Annotated in this window: 20 protein-coding genes and 1 pseudogene; 12 read left to right on the top strand and 9 right to left on the bottom strand. The window is 65.0% G+C overall.

Annotated features, from left to right (window positions below):
- Positions 1-53: 53 nt before the first annotated feature.
- Complete coding sequence (locus tag AYJ54_RS27300; RefSeq protein WP_082905874.1) at positions 54-749, top strand: peroxiredoxin; 696 nt, start codon at positions 54-56, stop codon at positions 747-749.
- 111 nt (positions 750-860) lie between these two features.
- Positions 861-2,222, top strand: coding sequence for a M23 family metallopeptidase (locus tag AYJ54_RS27295; protein WP_201724262.1), 1,362 nt, complete (start codon positions 861-863; stop codon positions 2,220-2,222).
- Between the two features lie 36 nt (positions 2,223-2,258).
- On the opposite strand, the gene AYJ54_RS27290 is transcribed toward AYJ54_RS27295, so the two are convergent.
- A complete protein-coding gene (locus AYJ54_RS27290) occupies positions 2,259-3,461 on the bottom strand; it encodes a DUF5666 domain-containing protein (protein ID WP_063703788.1) in 1,203 nt (400 codons plus the stop codon).
- The gene (locus AYJ54_RS27285) at positions 3,458-4,336 is read right to left on the bottom strand and encodes a DUF6502 family protein (protein WP_063703786.1); all 879 of its coding nucleotides are present in this window, start codon (positions 4,334-4,336) and stop codon (positions 3,458-3,460) included. Before AYJ54_RS27285 ends, AYJ54_RS27290 begins: the two co-directional genes overlap by 4 nt.
- A 125-nt stretch (positions 4,337-4,461) precedes the next feature.
- Here AYJ54_RS27285 and AYJ54_RS51435 point away from each other — a divergent pair, with 125 nt between their 5' ends.
- The 5 genes from AYJ54_RS51435 to AYJ54_RS27265 are packed head-to-tail and all read left to right on the top strand — an operon-like array spanning position 4,462 to position 9,983.
- Positions 4,462-4,626: a hypothetical protein gene (locus tag AYJ54_RS51435; protein ID WP_201724261.1), complete on the top strand. Its 165-nt coding sequence runs from the start codon at positions 4,462-4,464 to the stop codon at positions 4,624-4,626.
- Between the two features lie 8 nt (positions 4,627-4,634).
- Positions 4,635-6,560 (top strand): glycosyltransferase, encoded by a 1,926-nt coding sequence (locus AYJ54_RS27280; RefSeq protein ID WP_063703785.1) that lies wholly within the window; start codon positions 4,635-4,637, stop codon positions 6,558-6,560.
- Positions 6,561-6,563: 3 nt separating this feature from the next.
- Positions 6,564-7,304 (top strand): ABC transporter ATP-binding protein, encoded by a 741-nt coding sequence (locus AYJ54_RS27275; protein ID WP_063703783.1) that lies wholly within the window; start codon positions 6,564-6,566, stop codon positions 7,302-7,304.
- Entirely contained in the window at positions 7,301-8,680 is a 1,380-nt protein-coding gene (locus AYJ54_RS27270) for a glycosyltransferase family 4 protein (RefSeq protein ID WP_063703781.1), read from the top strand. Before AYJ54_RS27275 ends, AYJ54_RS27270 begins: the two co-directional genes overlap by 4 nt.
- Before the next feature lie 10 nt (positions 8,681-8,690).
- A complete protein-coding gene (locus AYJ54_RS27265; protein WP_063703780.1) occupies positions 8,691-9,983 on the top strand; it encodes an O-antigen ligase family protein in 1,293 nt (430 codons plus the stop codon).
- Here AYJ54_RS27265 and AYJ54_RS27260 read toward each other — a convergent pair whose 3' ends face one another.
- Both AYJ54_RS27260 and AYJ54_RS27255 read right to left on the bottom strand, forming a co-directional pair.
- Positions 9,984-11,219, bottom strand: coding sequence for an ABC transporter substrate-binding protein (locus AYJ54_RS27260; protein WP_063703778.1), 1,236 nt, complete (start codon positions 11,217-11,219; stop codon positions 9,984-9,986).
- Between the two features lie 262 nt (positions 11,220-11,481).
- Entirely contained in the window at positions 11,482-12,315 is an 834-nt protein-coding gene (locus AYJ54_RS27255; protein ID WP_245329145.1) for a TetR/AcrR family transcriptional regulator, read from the bottom strand.
- Here AYJ54_RS27255 and AYJ54_RS27250 point away from each other — a divergent pair.
- The 5 genes from AYJ54_RS27250 to AYJ54_RS27230 are packed head-to-tail and all read left to right on the top strand — an operon-like array spanning position 12,284 to position 17,781.
- A complete protein-coding gene (locus AYJ54_RS27250) occupies positions 12,284-13,282 on the top strand; it encodes a TRAP transporter substrate-binding protein (RefSeq protein WP_063703776.1) in 999 nt (332 codons plus the stop codon). The genes AYJ54_RS27255 and AYJ54_RS27250 overlap by 32 nt on opposite strands.
- Positions 13,279-15,171 carry a TRAP transporter large permease gene (locus AYJ54_RS27245; protein ID WP_245329144.1) on the top strand — a complete coding sequence of 631 codons (1,893 nt, stop codon included), beginning with the start codon at positions 13,279-13,281 and terminating at the stop codon, positions 15,169-15,171. The genes AYJ54_RS27250 and AYJ54_RS27245 overlap by 4 nt, the downstream gene beginning before the upstream one ends.
- A 10-nt stretch (positions 15,172-15,181) precedes the next feature.
- The gene (locus tag AYJ54_RS27240) at positions 15,182-15,922 is read left to right on the top strand and encodes an SDR family NAD(P)-dependent oxidoreductase (protein ID WP_063703774.1); all 741 of its coding nucleotides are present in this window, start codon (positions 15,182-15,184) and stop codon (positions 15,920-15,922) included.
- A 25-nt stretch (positions 15,923-15,947) separates the two neighbouring features.
- Complete coding sequence (locus tag AYJ54_RS27235; protein WP_063703772.1) at positions 15,948-16,949, top strand: zinc-dependent alcohol dehydrogenase; 1,002 nt, start codon at positions 15,948-15,950, stop codon at positions 16,947-16,949.
- Positions 16,950-16,965: 16 nt separating this feature from the next.
- Positions 16,966-17,781: a sugar phosphate isomerase/epimerase family protein gene (locus tag AYJ54_RS27230; RefSeq protein WP_063703770.1), complete on the top strand. Its 816-nt coding sequence runs from the start codon at positions 16,966-16,968 to the stop codon at positions 17,779-17,781.
- On the opposite strand, the gene AYJ54_RS27225 is transcribed toward AYJ54_RS27230, so the two are convergent.
- From AYJ54_RS27225 to AYJ54_RS52800, 5 genes and pseudogenes are all read right to left on the bottom strand, one after another.
- Positions 17,778-18,698 (bottom strand): DMT family transporter, encoded by a 921-nt coding sequence (locus tag AYJ54_RS27225; protein WP_063703769.1) that lies wholly within the window; start codon positions 18,696-18,698, stop codon positions 17,778-17,780. The two genes, AYJ54_RS27230 and AYJ54_RS27225, sit on opposite strands and share 4 nt — an antisense overlap.
- 80 nt (positions 18,699-18,778) lie before the next feature.
- Positions 18,779-19,669: a DMT family transporter gene (locus tag AYJ54_RS27220; protein ID WP_063703767.1), complete on the bottom strand. Its 891-nt coding sequence runs from the start codon at positions 19,667-19,669 to the stop codon at positions 18,779-18,781.
- 14 nt (positions 19,670-19,683) lie between these two features.
- On the bottom strand, positions 19,684-20,571 hold the full coding sequence (locus tag AYJ54_RS27215) for an NAD(P)-dependent oxidoreductase (RefSeq protein WP_063703765.1): 888 nt from the start codon (positions 20,569-20,571) through the stop codon (positions 19,684-19,686).
- Between the two features lie 2 nt (positions 20,572-20,573).
- Positions 20,574-21,705, bottom strand: a protein-coding gene (gene prfB, locus AYJ54_RS27210) for a peptide chain release factor 2 (protein ID WP_136623957.1) whose coding sequence is annotated in 2 segments (ribosomal slippage) — positions 20,574-21,635 and positions 21,637-21,705 — 1,131 coding nt in all. Because the reading frame shifts where the segments join, the coding sequence is not laid out codon by codon here.
- A 116-nt stretch (positions 21,706-21,821) separates the two neighbouring features.
- Positions 21,822-22,377, bottom strand: a pseudogene (locus AYJ54_RS52800) (penicillin-binding transpeptidase domain-containing protein); the annotation flags it as partial.

Raw genomic sequence — 22,377 nt, 5'->3', positions numbered from 1 at the left:
GGAGCTGCAATACCTCTTTGGTTGACCCGCCGAAAGCGACGAAAGGAAGGCGTATGTCCAAGAAATCCCGAAAGAAATCGTCCAAAACAGCCTCCGGCGGTCCGACAGCAAGGAAGAAGGCCCCGAAAACGCGGGCATCGGCACAAGCAAAGCCCGCGAAATCGCAACGGGCGCCAGCAAGCAAGTCAGGCAAGACAACAGCAAAGGCAGCATCGCATAAGGCCACATCGAAACGGTTAACATCTTCCAAACCCGCCGCCGCGTCTGCGACCACCGCCAAAGTCGCCCTGACCGAGGGCCATAACGCCCCCGCGTTCCGCCTGCCCCGCGACGGCGGCGGCGTGGCCACGCTGTCGGACTACGCCGGCCGCAAGCTCGTGCTGTTCTTCTATCCCCGCGCCGACACCCCGGGCTGTACCCGCGAGGCCATCGACTTCACGCGCCTCGCGGACGCGTTCGCTGAGGCCGGCGCGGCCGTGCTCGGCATCTCCGCCGACCCGGTCAAAGCCCAGGAGAAATTCCGCGACAAGCACAAGCTCGGCGTTCCTCTCATTTCGGACGAGCAGCATGAGATGCTGGAGGCGTATGGCGCCTGGGGCGAAAAATCCATGTATGGCAAGACCTTCCTGGGGATTCTTCGCACCACGGTGCTGATCGGCGCCAACGGCAAAATAGCCAGGATCTGGCGCAACGTCCGCGTCGAAGGTCATGCCGACGACGTGCTCGCCGCGGCAAGAAGCCTTCTTTAACCAGGCCTTCGAATTCGAATGTTCCCGTTTCCGGAAAATTAACCATGACCGACCCAGATTGCTGCGGCAATTAGGCCGCAAGGAACCTTTCCGACCGGCGCGGGAGTGCCGATGTCGAAAAGTTCTGCCCACTACTCGCACTACCCCCAACATCATCCTCACGACCACGGCCGGCCCTCCAACCGGCGCCCCGTCGCTGCAGCGGCCGCGATTCCCCTCCCCGCAACGGACGACGCCTACACCATCGTCCACGCCGGCAAGCAGGTCCGCTTCGGGCCTGTGGTGTTCTGGATCGTGGTCGGCACAGTGGTGCTGCTCGGACTGTGGTCGGCTGCGACCGCCACCTATTTCGCCTTTCGCGACGACGTCCTGACCCGGCTGATCGCCCGCCAGGCCGAGATGCAATATGCCTATGAGGACCGGATCGCCGAGCTGCGCGCGAAGGTCGACCGCACCACCAGCCGTCAGCTGCTCGACCAGGAGCAATTCGACCAAAAGCTCGACCAGATCATGAAGCGCCAGACGGCGCTGGAGTCCCGGGCGACAGCGCTCGGCGCCATGCCTGACGTCACCGGATCGATTCCCCGCGTCGCCCCGCAACGTGGCGATGCAAACCAGGGCGCGATGCAGGGCACGCCGAAGCCCTCGCCGATCAGCGACACCGTCATCTTCGTGGCGCCGCCGGATCGCGAAGCGCGGCTTGAATCGCGTACGCCTGCCGTCGCCAGCCCGCCGCCCAGTCAGTTCGCCAAGAACCAGGGTTTCGACAATGTCCTGGTCCGGCTGCAGAACTCTCTTGATCAGGTGGAGCGTCGGCAAATAGCGGCGCTCAGCGCCGTCGAGGACGGCATGGAATCGCGGGTGCGCCGGATGCGGGGCGTCGTCAGCGATCTCGGCCTGAACCTCGCCGACCTCGAGGCGGCCGTGCCGCGCAGCGCCATGGGCGGACCTTTTGTACCTGTCAAACTAACCGCGAATGCCGGGCCGTTCGAGAAGCAGCTCTATCGAATCAACACCACCCGCGCCGAGATGGACCGGCTCAACCGCACGCTGGCGCTCGTGCCCTATCGAAAGCCCGTCATCGGCGAGGTCGAATTCACCTCCGGCTTCGGCGTGCGCAGCGACCCCTTCCTCGGCCGGCCGGCGATGCATACCGGGCTCGACTTCCGCGCCGCGACCGGCGATCCCGTTCGCGTCACTGCCAACGGCAAGGTGGTCTCGGCCGGCTGGTCGGGAGGCTACGGCCGCATGGTCGAGGTCGATCATGGCAATGGCCTTTCGACCCGCTACGGCCATCTCTCCGAGATCAACGTGAAGGTCGGCGAGATCGTGAAGATTGGCCAGGTGGTCGGTCTCGTCGGATCGACCGGCCGCTCGACCGGCCCGCACCTGCATTATGAAACGCGCATCGACGGCGAAGCGGTCGATCCGCAGAAATTTCTTCGCGCCGGCGTGCGGCTGAGCGCGGGCTAGTCTCCTCGAGGGCGCGCCGCTAATGCGCGCCGAATCTTAGCGCCGGCCGCCACCCATGCCGCCGCCGGGACCGCCGAAGCCTCCACCACCCATTCCACCACCAGGCCCCATCGGCCCGCCGGGCGATCCCATGCCGCCGGGTCCAGACGGCATGCCAGGGCCCGAAGGCGCAGGACCCGGAGTCGGTCCGGGCGCGGAGCCAGTGCCGGGGGCACCAGGCGCACCCGGGCCGCCGGCCGGGCTGGGCGCGCCGCTTTGGGGATGCAGGATCGAGCCGCCGGGCGCGTGGCCGGGCGCACCGGGGGCGCTCCGTCCCGGCGACTGCGCCGGCGATCCCGGGAATTGGCCGACCGCTTGCGCGGAATCGACCTGCAGCCCGCGCGAACGATCGAACACGCCGTTGATCACCATGCGCGCCTCACCCGCCGCCGGCCCGAAGCGCGACCCGTCATGGGCCACGAGCCCGGAGCCGAGCTGCAGGTTCGCGCCCGCCCGCTGCACATAGGCCTCGATCGATAGCCGGCTCGCGCCGACGAGGTCGGAGAAGTCGTCGATCCGCGTGCGCGACGCCTGCATCACGCCCTGGCTCGTGCTGCCTTCGATCTGGACGCGCTGGCCGACCAGCAAGGGATCCACGCCGTTCAGCTTCAGCCCGCCAATGTGCAGCCCGTCGGGGCTGCGCTCGACCAGACCGGTGACGCGCGGCACGGCATTGCCACGCTGTTCGACCAGGCTTGCGACGATCACGCCGTCGGTACGGCGCAAGCCGAAGACCGCGACCACGGTGCCCGCGCGGCGCCAGCTCTCCCTGCCGCCCGACAGCACCTTCTGGCCGAGCACGGTCAGCTCGTTGCCCTTCACCGACTCGATCGGACCCGAGACTTCGCTTGCGATGGTGATGTTGCGGGTGACGAGTGTGCCGTCGGCCTGGCGGGTCGCGACCACGCGCGCGAGCTGGCCGATGCGCAAGGCCTTCGTGCTCGCCGCATCGCCGTCGATGCGGACCGGCACGTCGCTCGCGTAAGTGATGCGCTCGCCATTGACGTAGATGCTGCCGAAGCGCTGGATCACGCCGACGATGCCGGTGCCGCCGATGCCGTGATCGTCGCCACGCGTGATGCCGGTGCCGCCGATTCCCTGGTCGGTGCCGCGCTTGACCTGTGCGCGGGCAATGGCTGTTCCGGCGAGCCAAAACCCTGTCAGCAGCAGACGGCGAGAGATGAGCGGCGGCCGGCTCATGAAGAACCGCCTTCGTTTCCGTCACCTTCGTCGTCGGCATCCTCGCAATAGATGTAGATGCCGAAATTCCAGCGGGCGTCGCCGCCCTTGTCCTTGGCGAGCGCGCGGTTCGCCTCGCGGTTGGCGGTCTTCAGCGCGTCCATCGCGAGCTCGCGCGAGCGCGCCTCGAGGCGCCGGGCGAGCTTCGGCGAGATATTGTTGTAGTGAACCGCGCGCTCGAGGAAACGCGGCGCCGGCCCGGACACGTTCTGTGCGGCGGCCGCGATATGGTCATGCAGGTTGCGGCCAAGATAGTGCCATTTGCTGTCGTCCTCGCCGGTTGGGACGAAGGCCGCCTCGACCAGCTCGATCTCGTCGTCGCCGTTAATGGTGACGAGCTTGCGGTCGAGCCATTCGTCGAGCACCGCGCGCGGGCGCACGTCCTTGGTGACGGAGGCAACGAGCTGCTCGAATGACGGTGCATCGTCCTCGGCGGTACGCGGCAAGGCGAGCGGTTCGCCTTTCGCATCGGTGAATTCGGGCGCAGCGAGCCAGCGCGCGATCACCGCGCTCGTCAGCGACACCGCCGCCGGCGCCTCGTGCACGGGCGCGCCGGCCCCGCGCAGCCGCGCCACCTCCTTGCGGTGGATTCCCGTGAGCAGGCTGACGCGGCTGTCGGTCTGCTCCTTTCCCTCGAGGGCGAAATCGTGCTCGGCGACGTTGACGAAGAGCTCGCGCAAGAGCTGCGCCAGCGCCGGGAACGTCATGCCGCTGCGGATGCACAGCCGCACCAACGGGCGCAGCAGCCGCGCCAGCGGCGCGTGCAGCTTCGCTGCGGCGTTCGGCTGTGGGGATGCCGACTTATCAGCCGCCTTGGACCCGAGCTTGGCATTCATGACCGAATATTACCGGTGCTCCGCGTGGGACACAATCCCACTTTTTCCCAGCTGCCGATTGACGTGGTAAATTTTCCCACATATACGAGACGCCACTGAGGGCGCGACTAGAAGGGACATTGACCATGGCCGACCGTTTGGCCCGCATTTCCAGCTCACCGCGTGTTGTTCCGATTCTCGACCAATGTCGTCGCGACCTGGTCGACTCGACGCTGCTGGCGCTCGTGCGGGTGGTTATCTTCATGTCTTTGGTGGCCGCGCCGTTCGTCGCCGCGCTCCTCGCAGGCTGATCGCCATCATGAACTCCGCCAGCGAAACCACGCGCCGCCCATCGGTGCTGCACATCTTCAAGATCTACTATCCCGACCTGTTCGGCGGCACGCTCACGGTGATCCGCGACATCTGCGCGAGCCTGAGGGACAGCTTTGCCTCCGCCGTGCTGGTCTGCTCGCAATCGTCAAAGCGGCGCGAGGTCATCAACGACGTCGAGGTCGAGCGTGTGCGCTCGTTCGGCAACGTGCTATCGCTTCCGGCCGCCCCCGCCTATCCTTGGCGGCTGTGGCGGCGGATCCCGGAGCACGACCTGCTCGCGCTCCACGCGCCCTTCCCGCTCGCCGACCTCGTCTTCGCCTTCGGATTCGGGCGCAAGCGGCCGCTGGTCGTGCACTGGCATGCCGACATCGTCACCCATGCCGGCCTGCGCTGGTTCATCGAGCCCTTGATGCGCCGGACGCTGCGGCGCGCGAAAGCGATCATCGTGTCCGACCACGTGCTGGTCGACAACACGCCGCTGCTGCGGGAATTCGAGGACAAATGTCATGTCGTGCCGTTCGGTATCGACACCACGACATATGACTGGTCGAAGATCGAACCCCATCACGTCAACGATCGCGGCCGACTCGTGCTCGCCTGCGGCCGACTCGTTCCCTACAAGGGATTTGATGTACTGATCCGCGCCGCGGCTGCGCACAACTTCGAGGTCTGGATCATCGGCGAGGGCGTCGAGCGGCCGCGGCTCGAGCAACTGATCCGCGAGCTCGGCCTTCGCAACCGTGTCCGCCTGCTCGGCTCCGTCAATGACTGCGAGCGCATCAAGCTGATGTGCATCGCCGATGTCTTCGTGATGCCGTCGCTCACCAATGCCGAGACCTTCGGCCTCGCCCAGCTGGAGGCCATGGCCGCCGGCCGCCCGGTCGTGAACACCGCGCTGGACACCGCAGTGCCCCGCGTCGCCCGTCACGGCATGGAGGCGATCACGGTGCCGCCCGGCGACGCCGGGAAGCTCGGCGATGCCATCGACACGCTGATCCGCGATCCCGAGCGCCGCCGCCGCATGGGCCTGTCGGCGCGGACACGGGCCGTGACCCGCTATTCCGCCACAGCCTTCAAGGAAGGCATGGAAACCGTCTACCGCGAGGCCATCGCCACGCCGTGCAAGGAGGCCACGGCCACCGCCGAGCTGCGGCAGGCCAGTGGCTGGCCCGACACCGTCAGGATCGCTGCAGCGCTGGCCTGGTCCGACATGCGCCACCGCTATGTGCGCTCACTGCTCGGTCCGTTCTGGATGTCGCTCCAGATGGCGATCGTGGTCGCGGTCCTGGGCTCGGTCATCGGCCAGATGTCCAATGCCGGCGTGCTGGCGCGCCTGCCCATGCTCGCACTCTCGATGACCGCCTGGACCTTCCTGAATAGCGTCGTGCTCGATGCGACCACGGCGCTGCAGGGCTCGGCGAGCCTGATCCGCGACCGCGCACTGCCGCCGGTGATCTTCCTCCTGCAATGCACGTTCCGCCAGGCGCTGTTCGCGCTGCACAACGCCTGCGTTCCGCTCATCCTTTGGCTCGTCCTGACCCCGCGCAATTTCTCCGGCGCGCTCGAAGCGGTGCCGGGCCTGCTGCTGTTCGTTGCCTGTACGTTTGCTCTCAGCCTCGTCCTCGGCGCGATGGCAACGCGCTATCGCGACCTCAAGCCGATCATCGAATCCTCGTTGATGCTCGCCTTCCTGTCCTCGCCGGTGATCTGGTCGTCCGACATGATCAATCACCGCTCGACGGTAATGCGGCTCAATCCGCTGACGCATCTGTTCGCGGTCTGGCGCGAGCCGCTGGTGGGCGGTCACGTCGACACCGTCAGCATCGTCTACGTCCTGGTCGCGCTGGCGCTCTTGATCCTTGCGAGCGCGCTGACCCTGGTGCATCTGCGCAAAGCAGCTTTCTGGATCTGACGCATGGTCTCGATCAGTCTGCGCAACGTCTGTCTCGATTATCCGCTCTATGGCGCCTACGACTTCTCGCTGAAGCGGCGGCTGCTCGGCCACCTCATCCGCGAACAGGGCGAGATGCGGATCATCCGCGCCGTCGACAACGTCTCGATCGAGGCGGAAGCAGGCAGCCGCATCGGCCTCGCCGGCCCCAACGGCTCAGGCAAGTCGACATTGCTGCGCCTCATCGCCGGCGTCTACCCGCCGAGCAGCGGCAGCGTCGCGATCAAGGGCAACGTCGTGCCCTTGCTCGGCCTGAACGCCGGCGTCAACCTGGATTTCGTGGCGGAGGACAACATCGCGCTCTTGCTGCGGATCAGCGGACGCAAGCCGAGCCGCGCCGTCATCGACGAGATCTGGGCCTTCACCGAGCTCGAGGAGCGCATGCAGCGGCTGCCTCTGCGCATGTTCTCCTCGGGCATGCTGATGCGGGTGCTGTTCGCGACCGCCACCGCCTTTCCGGCCGACATCCTCCTGCTCGACGAATGGCTGAGCGTGGTCGACGAACGTTTCGCGGAAAAGGCGCAGACGCGCCTGCTGAACCTCGTCTCGCAGGCCGCGATCGTGATCATCGCCTCGCACGACCAGCCGCTGCTGCGCCGCACCTGCACCCGGATCATCAATCTCGACCATGGGCGCGTCGCCTCGACCGCCGTGGTCGAGCCGCCGTCAACACACCCTTTCGAGCTCCGCGAGAAACGCGCATGAAGCAGAACATCCTTGTCGTGTCCGAAGCGCTCGGCGAGCCCAACCACAAGCGCGGCATCTTCCACTTCACGCGCGAGCTGATGCGCTCGCTTGCGGCCGAAGGCCACGAGCTCACGCTGCTGGTCGAGACCACGCGGCGCTACCGCAAGCTGCGCAGCCGCGAGCGGCGGACGCGGCTGTTTCCGGCCCAGTCGCGCAACATCGAGCTGCTCGCTCTCTACCGCTTCCTCGACGAGGTCAACATGAGCGAGCCGGTGACGCGCGGCGGCCTCAGGCGCACGCTCGACTGGCTCCGGCATCGCCTCACGATGTCGGTGTCGTGGGAATACACCGTCTGCTTCCTGCGCGCGATCGGTGTGCGGACCTTGGGCGCGCGGCTCATCGAGAACCGGACCGCGGCGCTCGAATACATCCCGCCGGACCTGCGCCACCTCGAACTGTTCCGCGACTTCCAGCTCGAGCCCGGGTTCTACAGCTACCAGGACTCCTCGGCCTTCTTCCTGCTGCCCCCGCCGCGGATCGACGCGCGCGAATATGACGTTATCGTCGTGGACACGCCGACCCGGGTCGCGATCAAGCGCGGGCCGAACGCAAAAGTGATCTGCGTGGTCCACGACCTGCTGCCGCTCACCGACCTCAAGCTCAGCGACGTCGCAACGCGGCTGTTCCTGTCGCGGCTCCTCACCAGCCTGCGTCAGGCCGACGAGCTCGCCTTCGTTTCAAACTATAGCATGATGCGGTTCAGGGAACTGTTGCCGCAATTTGCGCACCTGCCGGCGCGGGTCGTGTATCCCCGCACCCGGTTCGACGCCCCGGATGTCCTGCATCTGCCAGCCCCGTCGGGGCGTCCGGGGCGGCCGAGCTTCGTCGTCATCGTGTCGAACGAGCCGCGCAAGAACGTCGCCACCGTCATTCGTGCCTTCCGCAACGTGCCTCAGGCCGATCTCGTGGTGATCGGCTATGCCGGCCACATCAGCCGGACGCGCAATCTTCCGCCAAACGTCCGTTTCGCCGGCTATGTCGACGAACATGAGAAGGCCGCTCTGATCGCCGAGTCGCACGGCCTGATCATGCCGAGCTTCGCGGAAGGGTTTGGCGTGCCGATCATCGAGGCGCTGGCCGCGAATACGCCGGTGCTGTGCTCGGATATCGCCGTGTTCCGCGAGGTCGCGGGCGAACTCGCGGACTATTTCGATCCGTTCTCCAATGACTCGATCGCCGCCTCCGTCATCCGCGTGCTGGCGCGGCAGGAGGAATGCCGCGGCAGGATCCGGGCAAGACGCGGCGAGCTTGCGGAACGTTTCGGCTACCAGACCCAGGCCCGTGACTTCCTCGGCCAATATATGCCCGCGGAAAGCCTGATGGCTGCGCAATAGGCAATTCGCCATGACAGTTGATCCCGCGGCATGGTCTGACCCTGCCGATCCACAGCCATGGCGCGGCCGGTCGCAGGCCTGGCGCAGCCCGGACACGTTGCTTCGAGCTGCCGACGTGCTCGCCGCCCTGATCGCAGCCTCGCTGCCCTGGTCGACCACGGCGCCTTCTATCTTCGTCGGGCTCTGGCTGCTCGTGGTGACAGCGACGATCGACTGGCGCGACTACGCGCGCAGTCTCGCGAAGCCCGCACTTGCTTTGCCTTTTGCTTTCCTTCTGCTCGCGCTCGTCGGCACCCTATGGTCGGACGGCGCTTGGGCTGACAGGCTGCATGCGATCAAGCCGGTGGCAAAACTCGTGCTGATTCCGCCGCTGCTCTATCGCTTCAGCCGGTCGGAGCGCGGCGTATGGGTTTGCCTCGCCTTTCTCGGCTCCTGCGCGCTGCTCGCGATCTTCTCCTGGATCGTGCTGCTCAATCCCGCCTGGAAGATCACCGCGACCGCGTCCGCCGGTGTTCCCGTCAAGAACTACATCGACCAGAGCCAGGAATTCACCCTGTGCGCGTTTGCGCTCGCGCTGCCCGCGCTGAGCTTCTGGCGCGCGTGGCACACCGTTGCGACGATCGCCTGCCTGGCGCTGATCCTGCTGTTCGTCACCAACATGGTCTTCGTCGCCTCGGCCCGCACAGCGTTGTTCTGCATCGCGGTCCTGCTGGGGCTGTTCGCCTGGCGTCACCTGAGCCGACGCGCCGCCGTGCTCCTGCTCGCGAGCGCCGTTGCCGCGAGCGCGCTCGCCTGGACGACATCGTCCTATCTGCGCCAGCGCATTAACGATATTGCGGTTGAATATCAGCACGGTCACGAGGACATCAGCCGCGCCTCGACCGCGCAGCGCCTGACCTATTGGCGAAAGTCAGTCATAGCCTTCGCCGAATCGCCGCTGCTCGGGCACGGCACCGGCTCGATCAAGCGGCAATTCGAGCGCGCCGCCGTCGGCCAGAGTAGCCTCGACACAGAAATCGTCAGCAACCCGCACAACCAGACCCTCAATGTCGCCGTGCAGTGGGGCCTTCTGGGCGTCGCCCTGCTCTACGCGATGTGGCTCGCCCACCTTCGCCTGTTCACGGGCGGAGGCCTTGCGGCCTGGATCGGCCTCGTCGTCGTGGTGCAGAACATCGCGAGCTCGCTTCTGAACTCGCATCTGTTCGATTTCCACGAGGGCTGGATGTATGTGCTCGGCGTCGGCGTCGCCGGCGGCATGGCGCTGCGCGCCAATGCCGAACGTTGGAACAACGCCGCACCATGACTACTGGCTGCGTTCGTGGCCGACCTCGCCAGTGATGACGTCGCCGAACAGCTCCCAGGCCTGGCCGTTGAAGCGCATCAGCTGCATCTGCTCGATCGGAAAATAATCGTCCGGCGAGGTGTTCACCATGATGCCGGGCAGCATGAGGTCGGTGTGGAAATTCTTCAGGTTCGCGGCCTGCTTCATGACGTTCTCGCGGGTGAGATTGTCTCCACATTGCTTCAGGACCTGCACCATCGCCTCGGCCTGAACATATCCGTAGATATTGTTGGCATTGGCCTTGTCGCCCTCAGGATAGTACTTGTCCATGAATTCCCGCCATTTCAGCACGGCCGGATCCTTGTCCCAGGTCGGATCAGTCGGGTCTTTCAGATAGACCGTCGAGATGATGTCCTTGGAATATTCAAGCCCCGCCGGCTTCAGCACCGAGGCCACCGACGTCGCCGTGTTGGCCAGGAAGAATTTCGGCTTCCAGCCGAGCTCGCCGACCTTCCGGATCGCCTGCGCCGAGCCTTTCGGCGCGGCCCACGAGAAGAAGATGTCGGCGCCCGAATCGTGCAAGGCGACGATCTGCGAGTCGATCGAGGGATCGCTCACCTCGTAGGACTTGTCTGCGATGATCATGTTGGCCTTGTCGCCAAGCCCATCCTTCAAGCCCTTGAACTGGTCCTTGCCGGCATCGTCGTTCTGCCAGAACACGGCGATCTTGCCGTTCGAGAAATGATCGCGAATGTACTTTGCGTAGATCCGCCCCTCGCTCTGGTAGTTGGGCTGGAAGCCCATGGTCCATGGGAAGTTCTTGGGATCGCCGAACTTGGTACCGCCTGAGGCGACGAAGAGCTGCGGCACCTTCTTGGCGTTCATGTATTTCATGATCGCGGAATTCGAGGGCGTGCCGAGCGGCTGGAAGATCAGCAAGACCTCGTCGCTCTCGACGAGCTTGCGCGCCTGCTCGATCGCCTTCGGTGGGGAATAGGCGTCGTCATAGCTGATGAAGTTGATCTTGCGGCCGTTGATCCCGCCCTGGTCGTTGATCATCCTGAAGAACGCGGCCTCGGTCTTGCCGATCACGCCATAGGAGGACGCCGGCCCGCTATAGGGCATGATGTTGCCGATCTTGATTTCGGTGTCGGTGGCGCCGGGGTCGTATTTCTTTTGCGCCTCGGCCGGTGTTGTGGCCAACACTCCGGCAACAAGCATGGCGAGGGCAGCAAGGCTTCCGCGACGACCCGGCATCGTTCTCTTCCCTATATTTTGTAGTCTTGTTTTGACGGGAGTGTCGCAAGGAGGCCGGCGGCTGGCAAGTGACCTGATCTTCCGCCGCGTGGAATGGAGTTGTGTGCAGCATAGTTTGGAAGCGCGGATCGCGGACGGCGTACAGATCGCTGCAGCGCACCCGGACTGCGTCCATTGATCACAACGATGCGTTGCCGGTGACCACTGCGCCCACGATCTCACGTACAGAGACGGGCTCTCCCGGCGATGTTGCCCAACCTCGCTAGGCGTCCTTGCGAACGTAGAGCCACAACAAGTCGCTTATTTGCGTCCGCCGTTGCCGCCGCGCCCTCTTCGATGTCATGTCGTATCCGAATTGCGGCTGGAACGTGTGCCTGTTGGCAACGGAAAAGAAGCACAATGAGCTAAGCGTCATGTGGAGTTCGACCGGGTCGATTCCCGACCGGATCACGCCCGCTTTCTCTCCGCGAGCCAGGACCCTCTCGATCTGCGCGATGATGGGCCGCGTCATCGCACGGGCCTTGAGGGATTTGGTCAAATGGCGCCCGCGATGGATGTTCTCGATCGTCACGAGCCGAACGAACTCCGGATTATCGTTGTCGAAATCGAACGTGAATTCCGCCAGTGTCCGAATGGCCGTCTCGGGTTCCAGTTCGTCCAGCCTGAGATCCCGCTCCGCGTCGCGCATCTTGGCATAGGCCTCTTCGAGGACCGCCGTGAACAACTTCTCCTTGGTGTTGAAATAGTAGAAGACGAGCCTTTTCGTGATGTTGGCGCGAGCCGCAATCACGTCGGTGTTGGTGCCGCTGAGGCCTTTTTCCGCAAATTCCTGGAAGGCGACATCCAGAATTTCCTGGCGGGTTCTTTCCCGGTCGCGCTTGCGGCCGCGACCCGTGGCCGATCCCGATGCTTTGCGTGGGGTTTGGACGTCCATGGGCATCTGTCGTCGGTTCTCCTGCATCGGCAGTTGTAGCAGCGAACGCCGATTGACATCAATTATCCAACCGATTAATTGGTGCCAGTAATTATCCAATAAGGTAATTAAAAAAAATGGAGGAGACGACATGCTGACCCGTCGAACGTTCGCGCTTGCCACGGCTGCGCTCCCGCTTTTCGCCGTCCGGCGAGCGGTTGCCGCGGACTTCGTCCTGAAATGCGGCATCACGACCGCTCCGTCCCACCCCTTGTCCATAAGGCTGATGGAGGCGAGCAAGCGCATCAACGAGCAATCGAACGGCCTCGTCGACTTTCAGGTCTACCCGGCCAGCCAGATGGGCGGCGACGTGGACATGCTTTCGCAAACCAAGGCCGGAGCGCTGCAGTTTCAGTGCATTTCCGGAATCACCGCGGCGGTGCAGGCTCCGGGCGCGGCCATCAGCGGCATAGGATTCGCGTTCGACAACTATGAGAAGGTGTGGAGCGCCATGGACGGCGAGCTCGGCGCCTTGATCTGCAAGGACTACGAGAAGGCCGGTTTCTACGCCGTGCCGAAGATGTTCGACAACGGCTATCGTCAGCTCACGACCACCAGCCGGCAGGTGAAGACCGTCGCCGATGTGAAGGGGCTCAAGCTGCGCGTTCCCCCGGCAAATCTTTGGGTGTCGCTCTGGCGCGCTTTCGGCGCCAGTCCCACCACCATCGATCTGAGCGAGGTCTATTCCGCGCTTCAGACGAAGATCGTCGATAGTCAGGAGAATCCGCTGGCCCTGATCGAGGCCAACAAGATCTACGAGGTCCAGAAATTCTGCACCTTGACGTCCCATCAATGGGATGGGTGGTGGATGCTCGGCCACAAGGGCACGTGGGAAAAGCTTCCCGATCAGCTGAAGGACGTGCTGTCGCGCAACCTCGATCAGGCCGCCATGGAGGAGCGGGCCGACATCAGCGCCGCGACCGATGCCCTGCGCCAGAAGCTCGCGGGCGCCGGGGTCACCTTCCTCGAGCCCGACCGCGCCTCGTTCCGCGCCGCGCTGTCGGCCAGTTCCTACTACAAGGACTGGCGCGCGAAATTCGGCGATGCCGCCTGGGATACCCTGCAGCGTTATACCGGCGCGCTTGGGTGAGCGCCGTGGTCGTCGAGAACGTCTCGGCGCCGAGCCGGCTGCCGCCGGAAGCGCTTGCGGGCGTTGTCCATCCGACGTTGCCCGCGAACATCATCGAACGGTACGTCGGCGCCACGGCCGGCGTCCTCGGCGCCGCGCTGGTCGTTGTCGAGATCGGCATTCTCGGTTGGGGCGTGTTCGCGCGCTACGTGCTCGACAATCCGGCGACCTGGACCGACGAAGTCGCGACCATCCTGTTCATATGGCTCTCGATGATCGGCGCCGTCATCGCCCTTCAGCGCGGCGAGCATATGAGGCTCACGGCAGCCGTCGATATGCTGCCGCAGTCGTGGCAGCCGCGCTTTGACGCCTTCGCCCACGTCGTGAGTGCGACATTCCTGGCGATCGTGAGCTGGTATGCGATCCAGTACACGATTGCCCAGGCGGACGCGATCACGCAGGCACTCGAAATTGCCGATTCCTGGCGGGCCAGCGCCTTGCCCGTCGCCTTCCTCGCCATGTTGCTCATCGAGTTGGGCCGCCTCGGCCGGCACCGTCCAACGCATCTCGCCGGCTCGGCCGCGATCGCCGCCGCGATCCTCGTTCTGCTGTTCGCCTTTCGGGGAACCTGGCTGGCATGGGGACCGATGAGCCTGACAGTGTTCTTTGGACCACTCGTCATCCTTTTCATCTTCTCCGGGGCGCCGATCGCCTTCTGCTTTGCCAGCGCGACAATCGCCTATCTCTATTTCGGAACCGGAACGCCGCTCACCATCGTATTGATCAGGATGGATGTCGGCATGTCCAACATGCTGCTCCTTGCAGTGCCGATGTTCATCTTCCTCGGTCTCCTGATCGAGGTCGTGGGCATTGCAAAGACGATGGTGAGCTTTCTCGTCACCTTGCTCGGACATGTGCGCGGTGGGCTGGAATACGTGCTCCTCGGAGCCATGTTCCTGGTATCCGGCATATCCGGCTCCAAAGTCGCGGACATGGCGGCCGTCGCGCCGGTTTTGCTCCCGGAAATGAAGCAGCTGGGCAATGATCCCGGGCGGATGGTGGCTCTGCTCGCCGCGTCCGGTGTCATGGCAGAGACGATCCCGCCATCCCTCGTCCTCATCACCGTTGGCGCGGTTGCCGGAGTGTCCATCGCCTCATTGTTCGCGGGCGGCGTTCTGCCGGCCGCAGTTGCAGCGCTCGCTCTCGTTATCTTTGTGTCGCTGCAATCCCGCCGAAGCGGGGCCAAGTCGGAACGGGCATCGGCGCGAGACATTTGGAATGCCTTCCTGCTCGCGGCTCCCGGATTGCTTTTGCCGCTGCTGATCCGCTTCTTCGTGCTGGAAGGCATCACGACGGCGACAGAGGTCTCGACGATCGGCGTGTTCTACAGCCTGGTTGTCGGCCTCTGCACGTGGCGAAAGGTGGCCTGGCGACGCCTTTTTCCGATCATGGTGGAAACGGCAGCCTTGTCGGGCGCCGTGCTGCTGATCATCGGTGCGGCGACGGCCATGGCCTGGGCGTTGACACAATCCGGATTCTCGCGGGGCCTGGTGCAGGTCATGAGCGGAACAGGCTCGGTCGTGCCGTTCATGGCATTGTCGATCCTCGTCTTCATCGTGCTCGGCAGCGTGCTGGAAGGCCTGCCCGTCATCGTACTGTTCGGGCCCTTGGTGTTCCCGGTCGCCCGCGCCCTGCAGATCAACGACGTGCACTATGCCATGGTGATCATTCTCGCCATGGGCCTCGGCGTGTTCGCGCCACCATTCGGCCTGGCGTTCTACGCAGCCTGCGGAATTGGCCGCGTGGATCCTTCCACGGTGATGAAGTGCATCTGGCCGTATCTCGGTGTGCTGCTGCTTGCGCTGCTGGTCATCGCGACATTTCCCGTCATCACCACCGCCTTGCTCTGAGGAACTACGAATGGAACGCTATCTTGCCGGTCGCCGCGCGATCATCACGGGGGGAATACGCGGCATCGGGCTCGGCATCGCGCGGCGCATCGCCGAGCGAGGCGCCGAGGTGATCGTCTGGGATTTGAACGTGACCTCACCCGAAGCGGACGGTGATGAATTCAAACCCGCGCTTGTCCAGCGTGTCGATGTCTCGTCGGCAAAGGAGGTGCAGGCGGCATTCGATGCGGTTGTGGAACAGGCAGGTCCGGTCGATATCCTGGTCAACAACGCCGGAATCAACGGCCCTGTCACGCCGTCCTGGGAATACCCCGTCGAGACCTGGGAAAAGGTCATCGGCATCAATCTCAACGGCGTGTTCCATTGTTGCCGGGCCGCCATTCCGCACATGCGCGCCAGAGGCTATGGCCGCATCATCAATGTCGCCTCGATAGCGGGCAAGGAAGGCGTGCAGTTCATCTCGGCCTATTCGGCGGCCAAGGGGGGCGTGATCGCCTTCACCAAGGCCGTTGCCAAGGAGCTGGCGCAGGACGGCATCCTGATCAACTGCGTCGCACCGGCGATGGTCGAGACCGCGCTGCTGTCTCAGATGACCGAGGAGCATATCCGCGCCAGCAAGGCCAAGTTGCCGATGGGACGCCTGCTGAAGGTCGACGAGGTCGCCTCGATGGTCTCCTGGATCGCTGGCCCCGAATGCTCTTTCACCACGGGCTTCGTCTTCGATCTGACGGGTGGCCGTGCCACCTACTGAATGCATCAACCGTTCTGGAGGAAACATGCGAGCTCTCGTATTTCTCGGGCCCGCTTCCATGCGTTATTGCGACGTACCTGACCTGGAGGAAGCCGACGGGGAAGTGCTGATCCGGGTGGAAGCCAGCGGCATCTGCGGTTCCGACATGCACGGCTGGCACGGACAGGATCCACGCCGCGTGCCGCCACTCGTGATGGGGCATGAAGCAGCGGGCTCGATCATCGCAGGGCGGCGGGCCGGCGAGCGCGTCGTCATCAACCCTCTGCTGGCCTGCACGAGCTGCGATCAATGCGTCGCCGGCAATCCGCAGCTATGCGCGAACAAGCAGAGCCTCGGCATGCCGGGTCGCCCGGGCGCATTCGCCGACATCGTACGCGTGCCGGCACGCAATGCCATTCGGATACCGGACAGCATGAGCTTCTCGACGGCCGCCTTGGTCGAGCCGGTCGCCGTTTCCTATCACGCCGCCAATCTGGGCGAGCGGCTGCTGCGCCGTCCCATTTCCGCTATGCGAGCACTGGTCATCGGGGTCGGAGCCATTGGGCTCGCTGCTGCCCTCGTCCTGCGCGCCCGCAATGCCGGACAGGTGCTCTTGGCCGGGACCAATCCGCTGCGTCGCAAAGCCGCCGCCGAAGCCGGGATCGAGGGCGTCTTCGATCCGGCCTCCCAGCCCGTCGTCGACGGATCGGTCGATCTGGTCATCGACGCGGTAGGCTCGGCGGCATCCCGCGCGATGGCCTCGCGCGCTGCCCGCTTCGGCGGCGCGATCGTGCATCTTGGCCTGCTGCCTGGCAATGACGGGCTGGACATGCGGCGGCTGACCCTCGGTGAGATCGCGTTCAGCGGCTCGTTCTGCTACGACGCGGCGGATTTCCGAGAGACGGTCTCCTTGCTCGACAGCGGCCGGATGGGAGACCTGAGCTGGGTCGAGGAACGGCCGATGGCTCAGGGGCCGGAGGCATTCGCCGCTCTCGATCGAGGCGAGGTCCGCGCTTCCAAGATCATTCTGCGCAATTTCGCGCACTAGATGCCTGGTCACTCGCATGAAGCGCGCCCTCTCCCTTGCATTCATGACAGTCGCGGAGCTATCGCCACCCGACGCGGTGTCCGCGGCGCGACATGCGGGCTACGACAGCGTCGATCTGAGGCTCCTGCCGGTCGCGCCGGGCGACAAGACCTACGATCTTTCCGCTCGCTCGCCGGTCATCAGGCAGGCGCTTGAGCGCATGGCCTCAACCGGCATTCCGGTTTTCGACGTCGAGCAGATCAAGATCACGCGGGAGCTCGACATTCGCCTGCTCGAGCCCTTCTTCGAAACCGTCGTTCGTCTTGGCGCTCGTCGGGTCAAGGTGGCAGCCGTCGAGCCAGACCGATCCATGGTCGTGGACAAGATGGCGGCAATCTGCGAGCGAATGCGTCCACATGATATCTCCGTGGATCTGGAGTTCATGATGTGGTCCTCGGTTCCCACTCTGAAGGATGCCGAGCAGGTTGTCGCGGCCATGGGCTGCGACAACGCGGGCATTCTTGTGGATGCGCTGCACCTCTCCCGCAGCGGCGGGACACCGGCCGACATCGCGGGCATTCCCCCACGACGTTTCGGCTATGTGCATCTTTGCGACGCACCGGCGGCGCTTCCCGCGGATACGGCTGCAATGCTCGAGGAGGCCCGAACACAGCGCGAGTTTCCTGGCGAGGGCGAGCTGCCACTCGTGTCGCTTCTGCGAACCCTGCCGGCCGGGCTGACCGTTAGCGTCGAGCTGGCTCTTCGAGATCGCGGATACGACGCGCAGACGCGCGCGAGACTTGGGGCAGAAAGCGCGCGGCGCGTCATCGCGCTCGCAGATCATCGGGACTAAACGATCGTACCAGCGCGCCGCCGCAACCACAGCACGCGTCCGTCAATCACGAGCAATGCGCTGCCGATGACGATGGCGCCCGCGATCTCACGCATAGAGATCGGCTCGCCCAGCACCAGCCATCCCAGAAAAATGGCGGTCACAGGAATGAGCAGCGTCACCAGCATGACATTGGATGCGCCCGAACGCTGCAGTATCTGAAAGAAGACGATGTAGGCGAGCGCCGTCGACAGAGCGGCAAGGCCGAGCACTGCGAGCCATGTTGCTGCGCTTAGCGTTGGAAGACGCCATGGCTCCTCCACCACGCCGGCGACGATCGCCATCATCACCGTGGACGCCATCAACTGAAAGGTTGCCGCGCCGAGCGGCGGCGAGTCCTTCAGCAGCCGGCGCGCGGCCAGCGCTGCGAGGCCGTAGCTGAACGCACCGCCGAGGCAGAGCAGGATGCCGAGTCCCTGTCCCGGCCTGGTCTCGATGCCCCATCCGCGCAGGATGATCACACCGGCGAGGCCGAGCGCCACGCCGGCCACCCGGCGCACATGCAAGGCCTCTTCGCCCGCCGCGGCCATCACCATCACCGTGAACAGCGGCGTGGTCGCGTTCAGGATGGACGCGAGCCCGCTCGGAATAAAAGTCTGGCCGATCACGATCAGCGAGAACGGAATGACGTTGTTCAGCAGCCCGATCGCGAAGAATGCCCGCCAGCCCGTCATGCCCCTGGGAAAGCCGATCCCCTGCACGCGCAGCAGCGGCAGCAGAATGGCCGCGCCGAGGCCGACACGCAGGAACACCAGCGTCAGCGGCGACAATTCCCGCAGCGCCGCGCCGTTAAAGAAGAACGAACCGCCCCAAAGGATCGAGAGCAGGCCGAGCAGCGACCAGTCTCGCGCGTCGATCCTGTTGTCGTGGGCGGGCATGGCGTCTCGCATTGGCGGCCGAGCCTGCTCGCCTAATACGGCGCGACGGACACTGCCACCCGATTTCCGAGACGCGCACCCTAAGGGCCCGCGTTCTGGCCTCCCTCACGCTTCCGCGCATCCCCGGCGATGTCAGCGACCACCGCCCCGATCACCAGAGCGCCGCCGATGAGCGCATGGACGGCCGGCATCTCGCGGAAGGCAACCCAGATCCAGAACGGCATCAATGGCGTTTCCAGCGTCGCGATCAGAGACGCTTGTCCTGACGGCAGCAGGCGCGAGCCGAGCATGTAGAACGTCAGGCCAAGTGCGACCTGAAGGCAACCAAACATCGCAAGGATTGCAAGGTTGTTACCGCCAACATGGGCAATGTTGTGGGCGAACGGGAGGCTGACGAGACTTCCCAGGAAATTCGACAATGCCGCCGCCGCCACCATCGACGTCTGCCGGTAGCGGCGAATGACAACCGTCATGGCCGAGATGGCGAGCACCATCAGGCAGCCCAGGGCAATTCCGCTGATGTCCCCGGCGGCTTCAACGCCACCGACCGTGATGACCACGCCGGCAAAGGCGATGAGGCTCGCGATCAGCGTGCGCCACGTCGCGGCTTCGCCGAGCCACAGCCACGCCAGCGCCGCCGCAACGAAGGGCTGGGTTGCGATCAGCACGGCCACGTTCATCACCTTTGTCATCTGAAGCGCGGGGATGAACGAGATCATGCCAAGCGTCGACAATGACGCCACCAGCCAGCCGCCGCGTCCCGGAGCCACCAGTTGCCGCAGCCCGCCGCGTCCCTGCAGCAGGACGAGAAACACGACGATCAGGCTGCCGCCGAACAGGCCGCGCCAGAACAGGATGGTCCAGGGATCGAATGGGAGCAGGCGCGTGAAGAACGGCGCCGTGCTCCAGGCAATCGCGGCGGCAACAACGAGGGCAATGCCAAGACCGCGTTCCGACCGAGGCTGCCCCATGTCACCTCGACCGGCTAAGAGGTCTTCGTCGTCTTCGGTTGCGAGACAAGCTCGATCATCCTGCCTTCATCGTCGTCCGGCATCGCGGCTTTCGCCCGCGCGTAGGACTCGACGGCGGCGCGCGCGACCAGTGGCTTGTCGGCGAGCAGGGTCTCGGCGAGCTTCACGGCATAGGCGGCATCCTTGTGCCGCAGCGCGGACGTGAAGGTCGCGCCGCTGAAGTCGCGGGCGACCATGCGCCTGGAGTGACGCTGCACCTGGGGGCTGGCGGCAACGCCCGCCTGGATCGACTCCAGCACCAGGTTCATGTCGAGCCCGGCCTGCTCGGCGATCGCAAGTCCCTCGGCGAGCCCTGCGATCTGGATCGCACCCATCAGATTGTTGATGAGCTTGTAGACCGTGCCGGTGCCGACCGCGCCGAAATGGCGGATCGTCGAGCCGATCGGCGTCAGATATGGCCGCGCGCGGTCGAGATCAGCGCCGTCGGCACCGACCAGCAGCGTCAGCTTTCCCGCCGCGGCGGCATCCGGCAATCCCGTCACCGGGCAGTCGATGTAGATGAGCCCGCGGCCGTTCAGTTCGCGGGCCATGTCGCGCGCATGGTCGTAGGAAACCGTGGAGCATTCGATCGCGATCGTTCCGGCCTTGGCGGTCTTGGCCGCTCCCTTGGGCCCGAGCCAGACCGCGCGCGAGGCTTCATCGTCGGCGACCATGGTCACCACGGCGTCGGCATCGATCGCGGCGTCCTCCGGCGAGGTCGCCCACTGCGCGCCGCGCGCGATGAGGTCTTCGGCTTTGGCCTTGCTGCGATTCCAGAGCGTCACCGTGAAGCCGGCATCGAGAAAGCGGCCGGCCATGCCATGGCCCATCCGCCCCAATCCGATGAAGGCGACGCGGGGCATGATCAGTCCACGTCCTCGATCTCGCCGGCCGTGGTGCCAAAGGCGCGCTGCGCCAGCGTGGCGGCCATGAACTCGTCGAGCTCGCCGTTGAGCACGCCCGACGTGTCGGAGGTCTGCACGCCTGTGCGCAGATCCTTCACCATCTGGTAGGGCTGGAGCACGTAGGAGCGGATCTGGTGGCCCCAGCCGATATCGGTCTTGGCGGCCTGATCGGCGGCGGCCTTCTCCTCGCGCTTCTTCAGCTCGATCTCGTAGAGGCGCGCGCGCAGCATGTCCCAGGCCTGCGCCCGGTTCTTGTGCTGGGAGCGGCCGGCCTGGCAGACCACGGCGATGCCGGTCGGGATGTGCGTCAGGCGCACCGCGGATTCGGTCTTGTTGACATGCTGGCCGCCGGCGCCGCCGGAGCGCATGGTGTCGACGCGGACGTCGGCTTCCTTGATCTCGATCTTGATGCTGTCGTCGATGACCGGGAACACCTGCACGCTCGAAAACGAGGTGTGCCGGCGCGCATTGGAATCGAATGGCGAGATGCGGACCAGGCGGTGCACGCCCGCTTCCGTCTTCAGCCAGCCATAGGCATTGTGGCCGGAGACCTGGATGGTCGCCGACTTGATGCCGGCCTCTTCGCCGTCGGACTCCTCCAGCACCTCAACCTTGAAGCCGTGCGTTTCGGCCCAGCGCGTGTACATGCGGAGCAGCATCTGTGCCCAGTCCTGGCTCTCGGTGCCGCCGGCGCCGGCATGGACCTCGAGATAGGAATCGAAGCGGTCGGCCTCGCCCGACAACAGCGCCTCGAGCTCGCGTCGCGCGACTTCCTTCTTCAGGTTCTTGAGCGCAGCTTCGGCTTCGGCGACGACGCCCTCATCGCCCTCGGCCTCGCCGAGCTCGATCATGCCGATATCGTCCTCGAGCTCCTGCTCGACCTTGCCGATGCCCGATAGCGCATCCTCCAGCGAGGTGCGCTCCTGCATCAGCTTCTGGGCTTTCTGGGGATCGTTCCAGAGGTTGGGATCTTCAGCGAGCTTGTTCAGCTCAGCGAGGCGCGCCGTCGATTTCTCGACGTCAAAGATGCCTCCTCAGCAGCCCGACTGACTGCTTGATCTCTTCTACCAACCGTTCGATTTCGGCGCGCATGTCGTTCTCTGGTCTCGCGGAATTGTTCCCGCGTGCAATTGAGATGGGGATGTAGCGGCGGCGGCTGCAAAGCGCAACCGCCGGGGCTTAAGATCGTCCGTCTTATCCTAAGGGGCCTAGTACAGCCCGCCGGTGCCCGGACGCATGAAGAAGCCGGAATCCGGCGGCGGCTGCTGCGGCATGCGGCCGTCGGCATCGGCCACGCCGATGACCGAGTAGTTGTCAGGCGGCGCCGTGCCCGGCTTGAAGGCTTCGAGGATGGTTCCACCGGTCTCGCCGGGGCCGGCGCGCATGCCGGTCTTGGCGACGACGCGGATCAGCTTGATGCCGGCCGGCACCTTGAACGGAACCGCGGGCTTGTCGGCGAGCGCGAGCTTCAGGAAGTCACGCGCGATCGGCGCGGCCAAATGGCCGCCGGTCGCGGCGTTGCCTCTGCCGAGCGGACGCGGCTTGTCGTAGCCCATGTAGATGGCGACGGCCACGTCGGGCGAGAAACCGACGAACCAGGCGTCCTTGGCCTCGTTGGTGGTGCCGGTCTTGCCGGCGATCGGCTTGCCGACCTCCCTGACCACGGTCGCTGTACCGGCCTGCACGACGCCTTCCATCAGCTCGGTGATCTGATAGGCGGTCATGGAGTCCAGCACCTGCTCGCGGCGGTCGATCAGCTGCGGC

Origin of the sequence: Bradyrhizobium centrolobii (genome assembly GCF_001641635.1) — a bacterium.
Classification (GTDB): domain Bacteria; phylum Pseudomonadota; class Alphaproteobacteria; order Rhizobiales; family Xanthobacteraceae; genus Bradyrhizobium; species Bradyrhizobium centrolobii.
The sequence above is the reverse complement of the archived record's forward strand: the minus strand, read 5'-3'. Positions and strand labels throughout refer to the sequence as shown.

Excerpts from the sequence above, each read along its gene's own strand:
- AYJ54_RS27300 (WP_082905874.1), top strand. The coding sequence starts at position 54 with ATGTCCAAGAAATCCCGAAAGAAATCGTCCAAAACAGCCTCCGGCGGT.
- AYJ54_RS27295 (WP_201724262.1), top strand. The coding sequence starts at position 861 with ATGTCGAAAAGTTCTGCCCACTACTCGCACTACCCCCAACATCATCCT.
- AYJ54_RS27290 (WP_063703788.1), bottom strand. The coding sequence starts at position 3,461 with ATGAGCCGGCCGCCGCTCATCTCTCGCCGTCTGCTGCTGACAGGGTTT.
- AYJ54_RS27285 (WP_063703786.1), bottom strand. The coding sequence starts at position 4,336 with ATGAATGCCAAGCTCGGGTCCAAGGCGGCTGATAAGTCGGCATCCCCA.
- AYJ54_RS51435 (WP_201724261.1), top strand. The coding sequence starts at position 4,462 with ATGGCCGACCGTTTGGCCCGCATTTCCAGCTCACCGCGTGTTGTTCCG.
- AYJ54_RS27280 (WP_063703785.1), top strand. The coding sequence starts at position 4,635 with ATGAACTCCGCCAGCGAAACCACGCGCCGCCCATCGGTGCTGCACATC.
- AYJ54_RS27275 (WP_063703783.1), top strand. The coding sequence starts at position 6,564 with ATGGTCTCGATCAGTCTGCGCAACGTCTGTCTCGATTATCCGCTCTAT.
- AYJ54_RS27270 (WP_063703781.1), top strand. The coding sequence starts at position 7,301 with ATGAAGCAGAACATCCTTGTCGTGTCCGAAGCGCTCGGCGAGCCCAAC.
- AYJ54_RS27265 (WP_063703780.1), top strand. The coding sequence starts at position 8,691 with ATGACAGTTGATCCCGCGGCATGGTCTGACCCTGCCGATCCACAGCCA.
- AYJ54_RS27260 (WP_063703778.1), bottom strand. The coding sequence starts at position 11,219 with ATGCCGGGTCGTCGCGGAAGCCTTGCTGCCCTCGCCATGCTTGTTGCC.
- AYJ54_RS27250 (WP_063703776.1), top strand. The coding sequence starts at position 12,284 with ATGCTGACCCGTCGAACGTTCGCGCTTGCCACGGCTGCGCTCCCGCTT.
- AYJ54_RS27240 (WP_063703774.1), top strand. The coding sequence starts at position 15,182 with ATGGAACGCTATCTTGCCGGTCGCCGCGCGATCATCACGGGGGGAATA.
- AYJ54_RS27235 (WP_063703772.1), top strand. The coding sequence starts at position 15,948 with ATGCGAGCTCTCGTATTTCTCGGGCCCGCTTCCATGCGTTATTGCGAC.
- AYJ54_RS27230 (WP_063703770.1), top strand. The coding sequence starts at position 16,966 with ATGAAGCGCGCCCTCTCCCTTGCATTCATGACAGTCGCGGAGCTATCG.
- AYJ54_RS27225 (WP_063703769.1), bottom strand. The coding sequence starts at position 18,698 with ATGCCCGCCCACGACAACAGGATCGACGCGCGAGACTGGTCGCTGCTC.
- AYJ54_RS27220 (WP_063703767.1), bottom strand. The coding sequence starts at position 19,669 with ATGGGGCAGCCTCGGTCGGAACGCGGTCTTGGCATTGCCCTCGTTGTT.
- AYJ54_RS27215 (WP_063703765.1), bottom strand. The coding sequence starts at position 20,571 with ATGCCCCGCGTCGCCTTCATCGGATTGGGGCGGATGGGCCATGGCATG.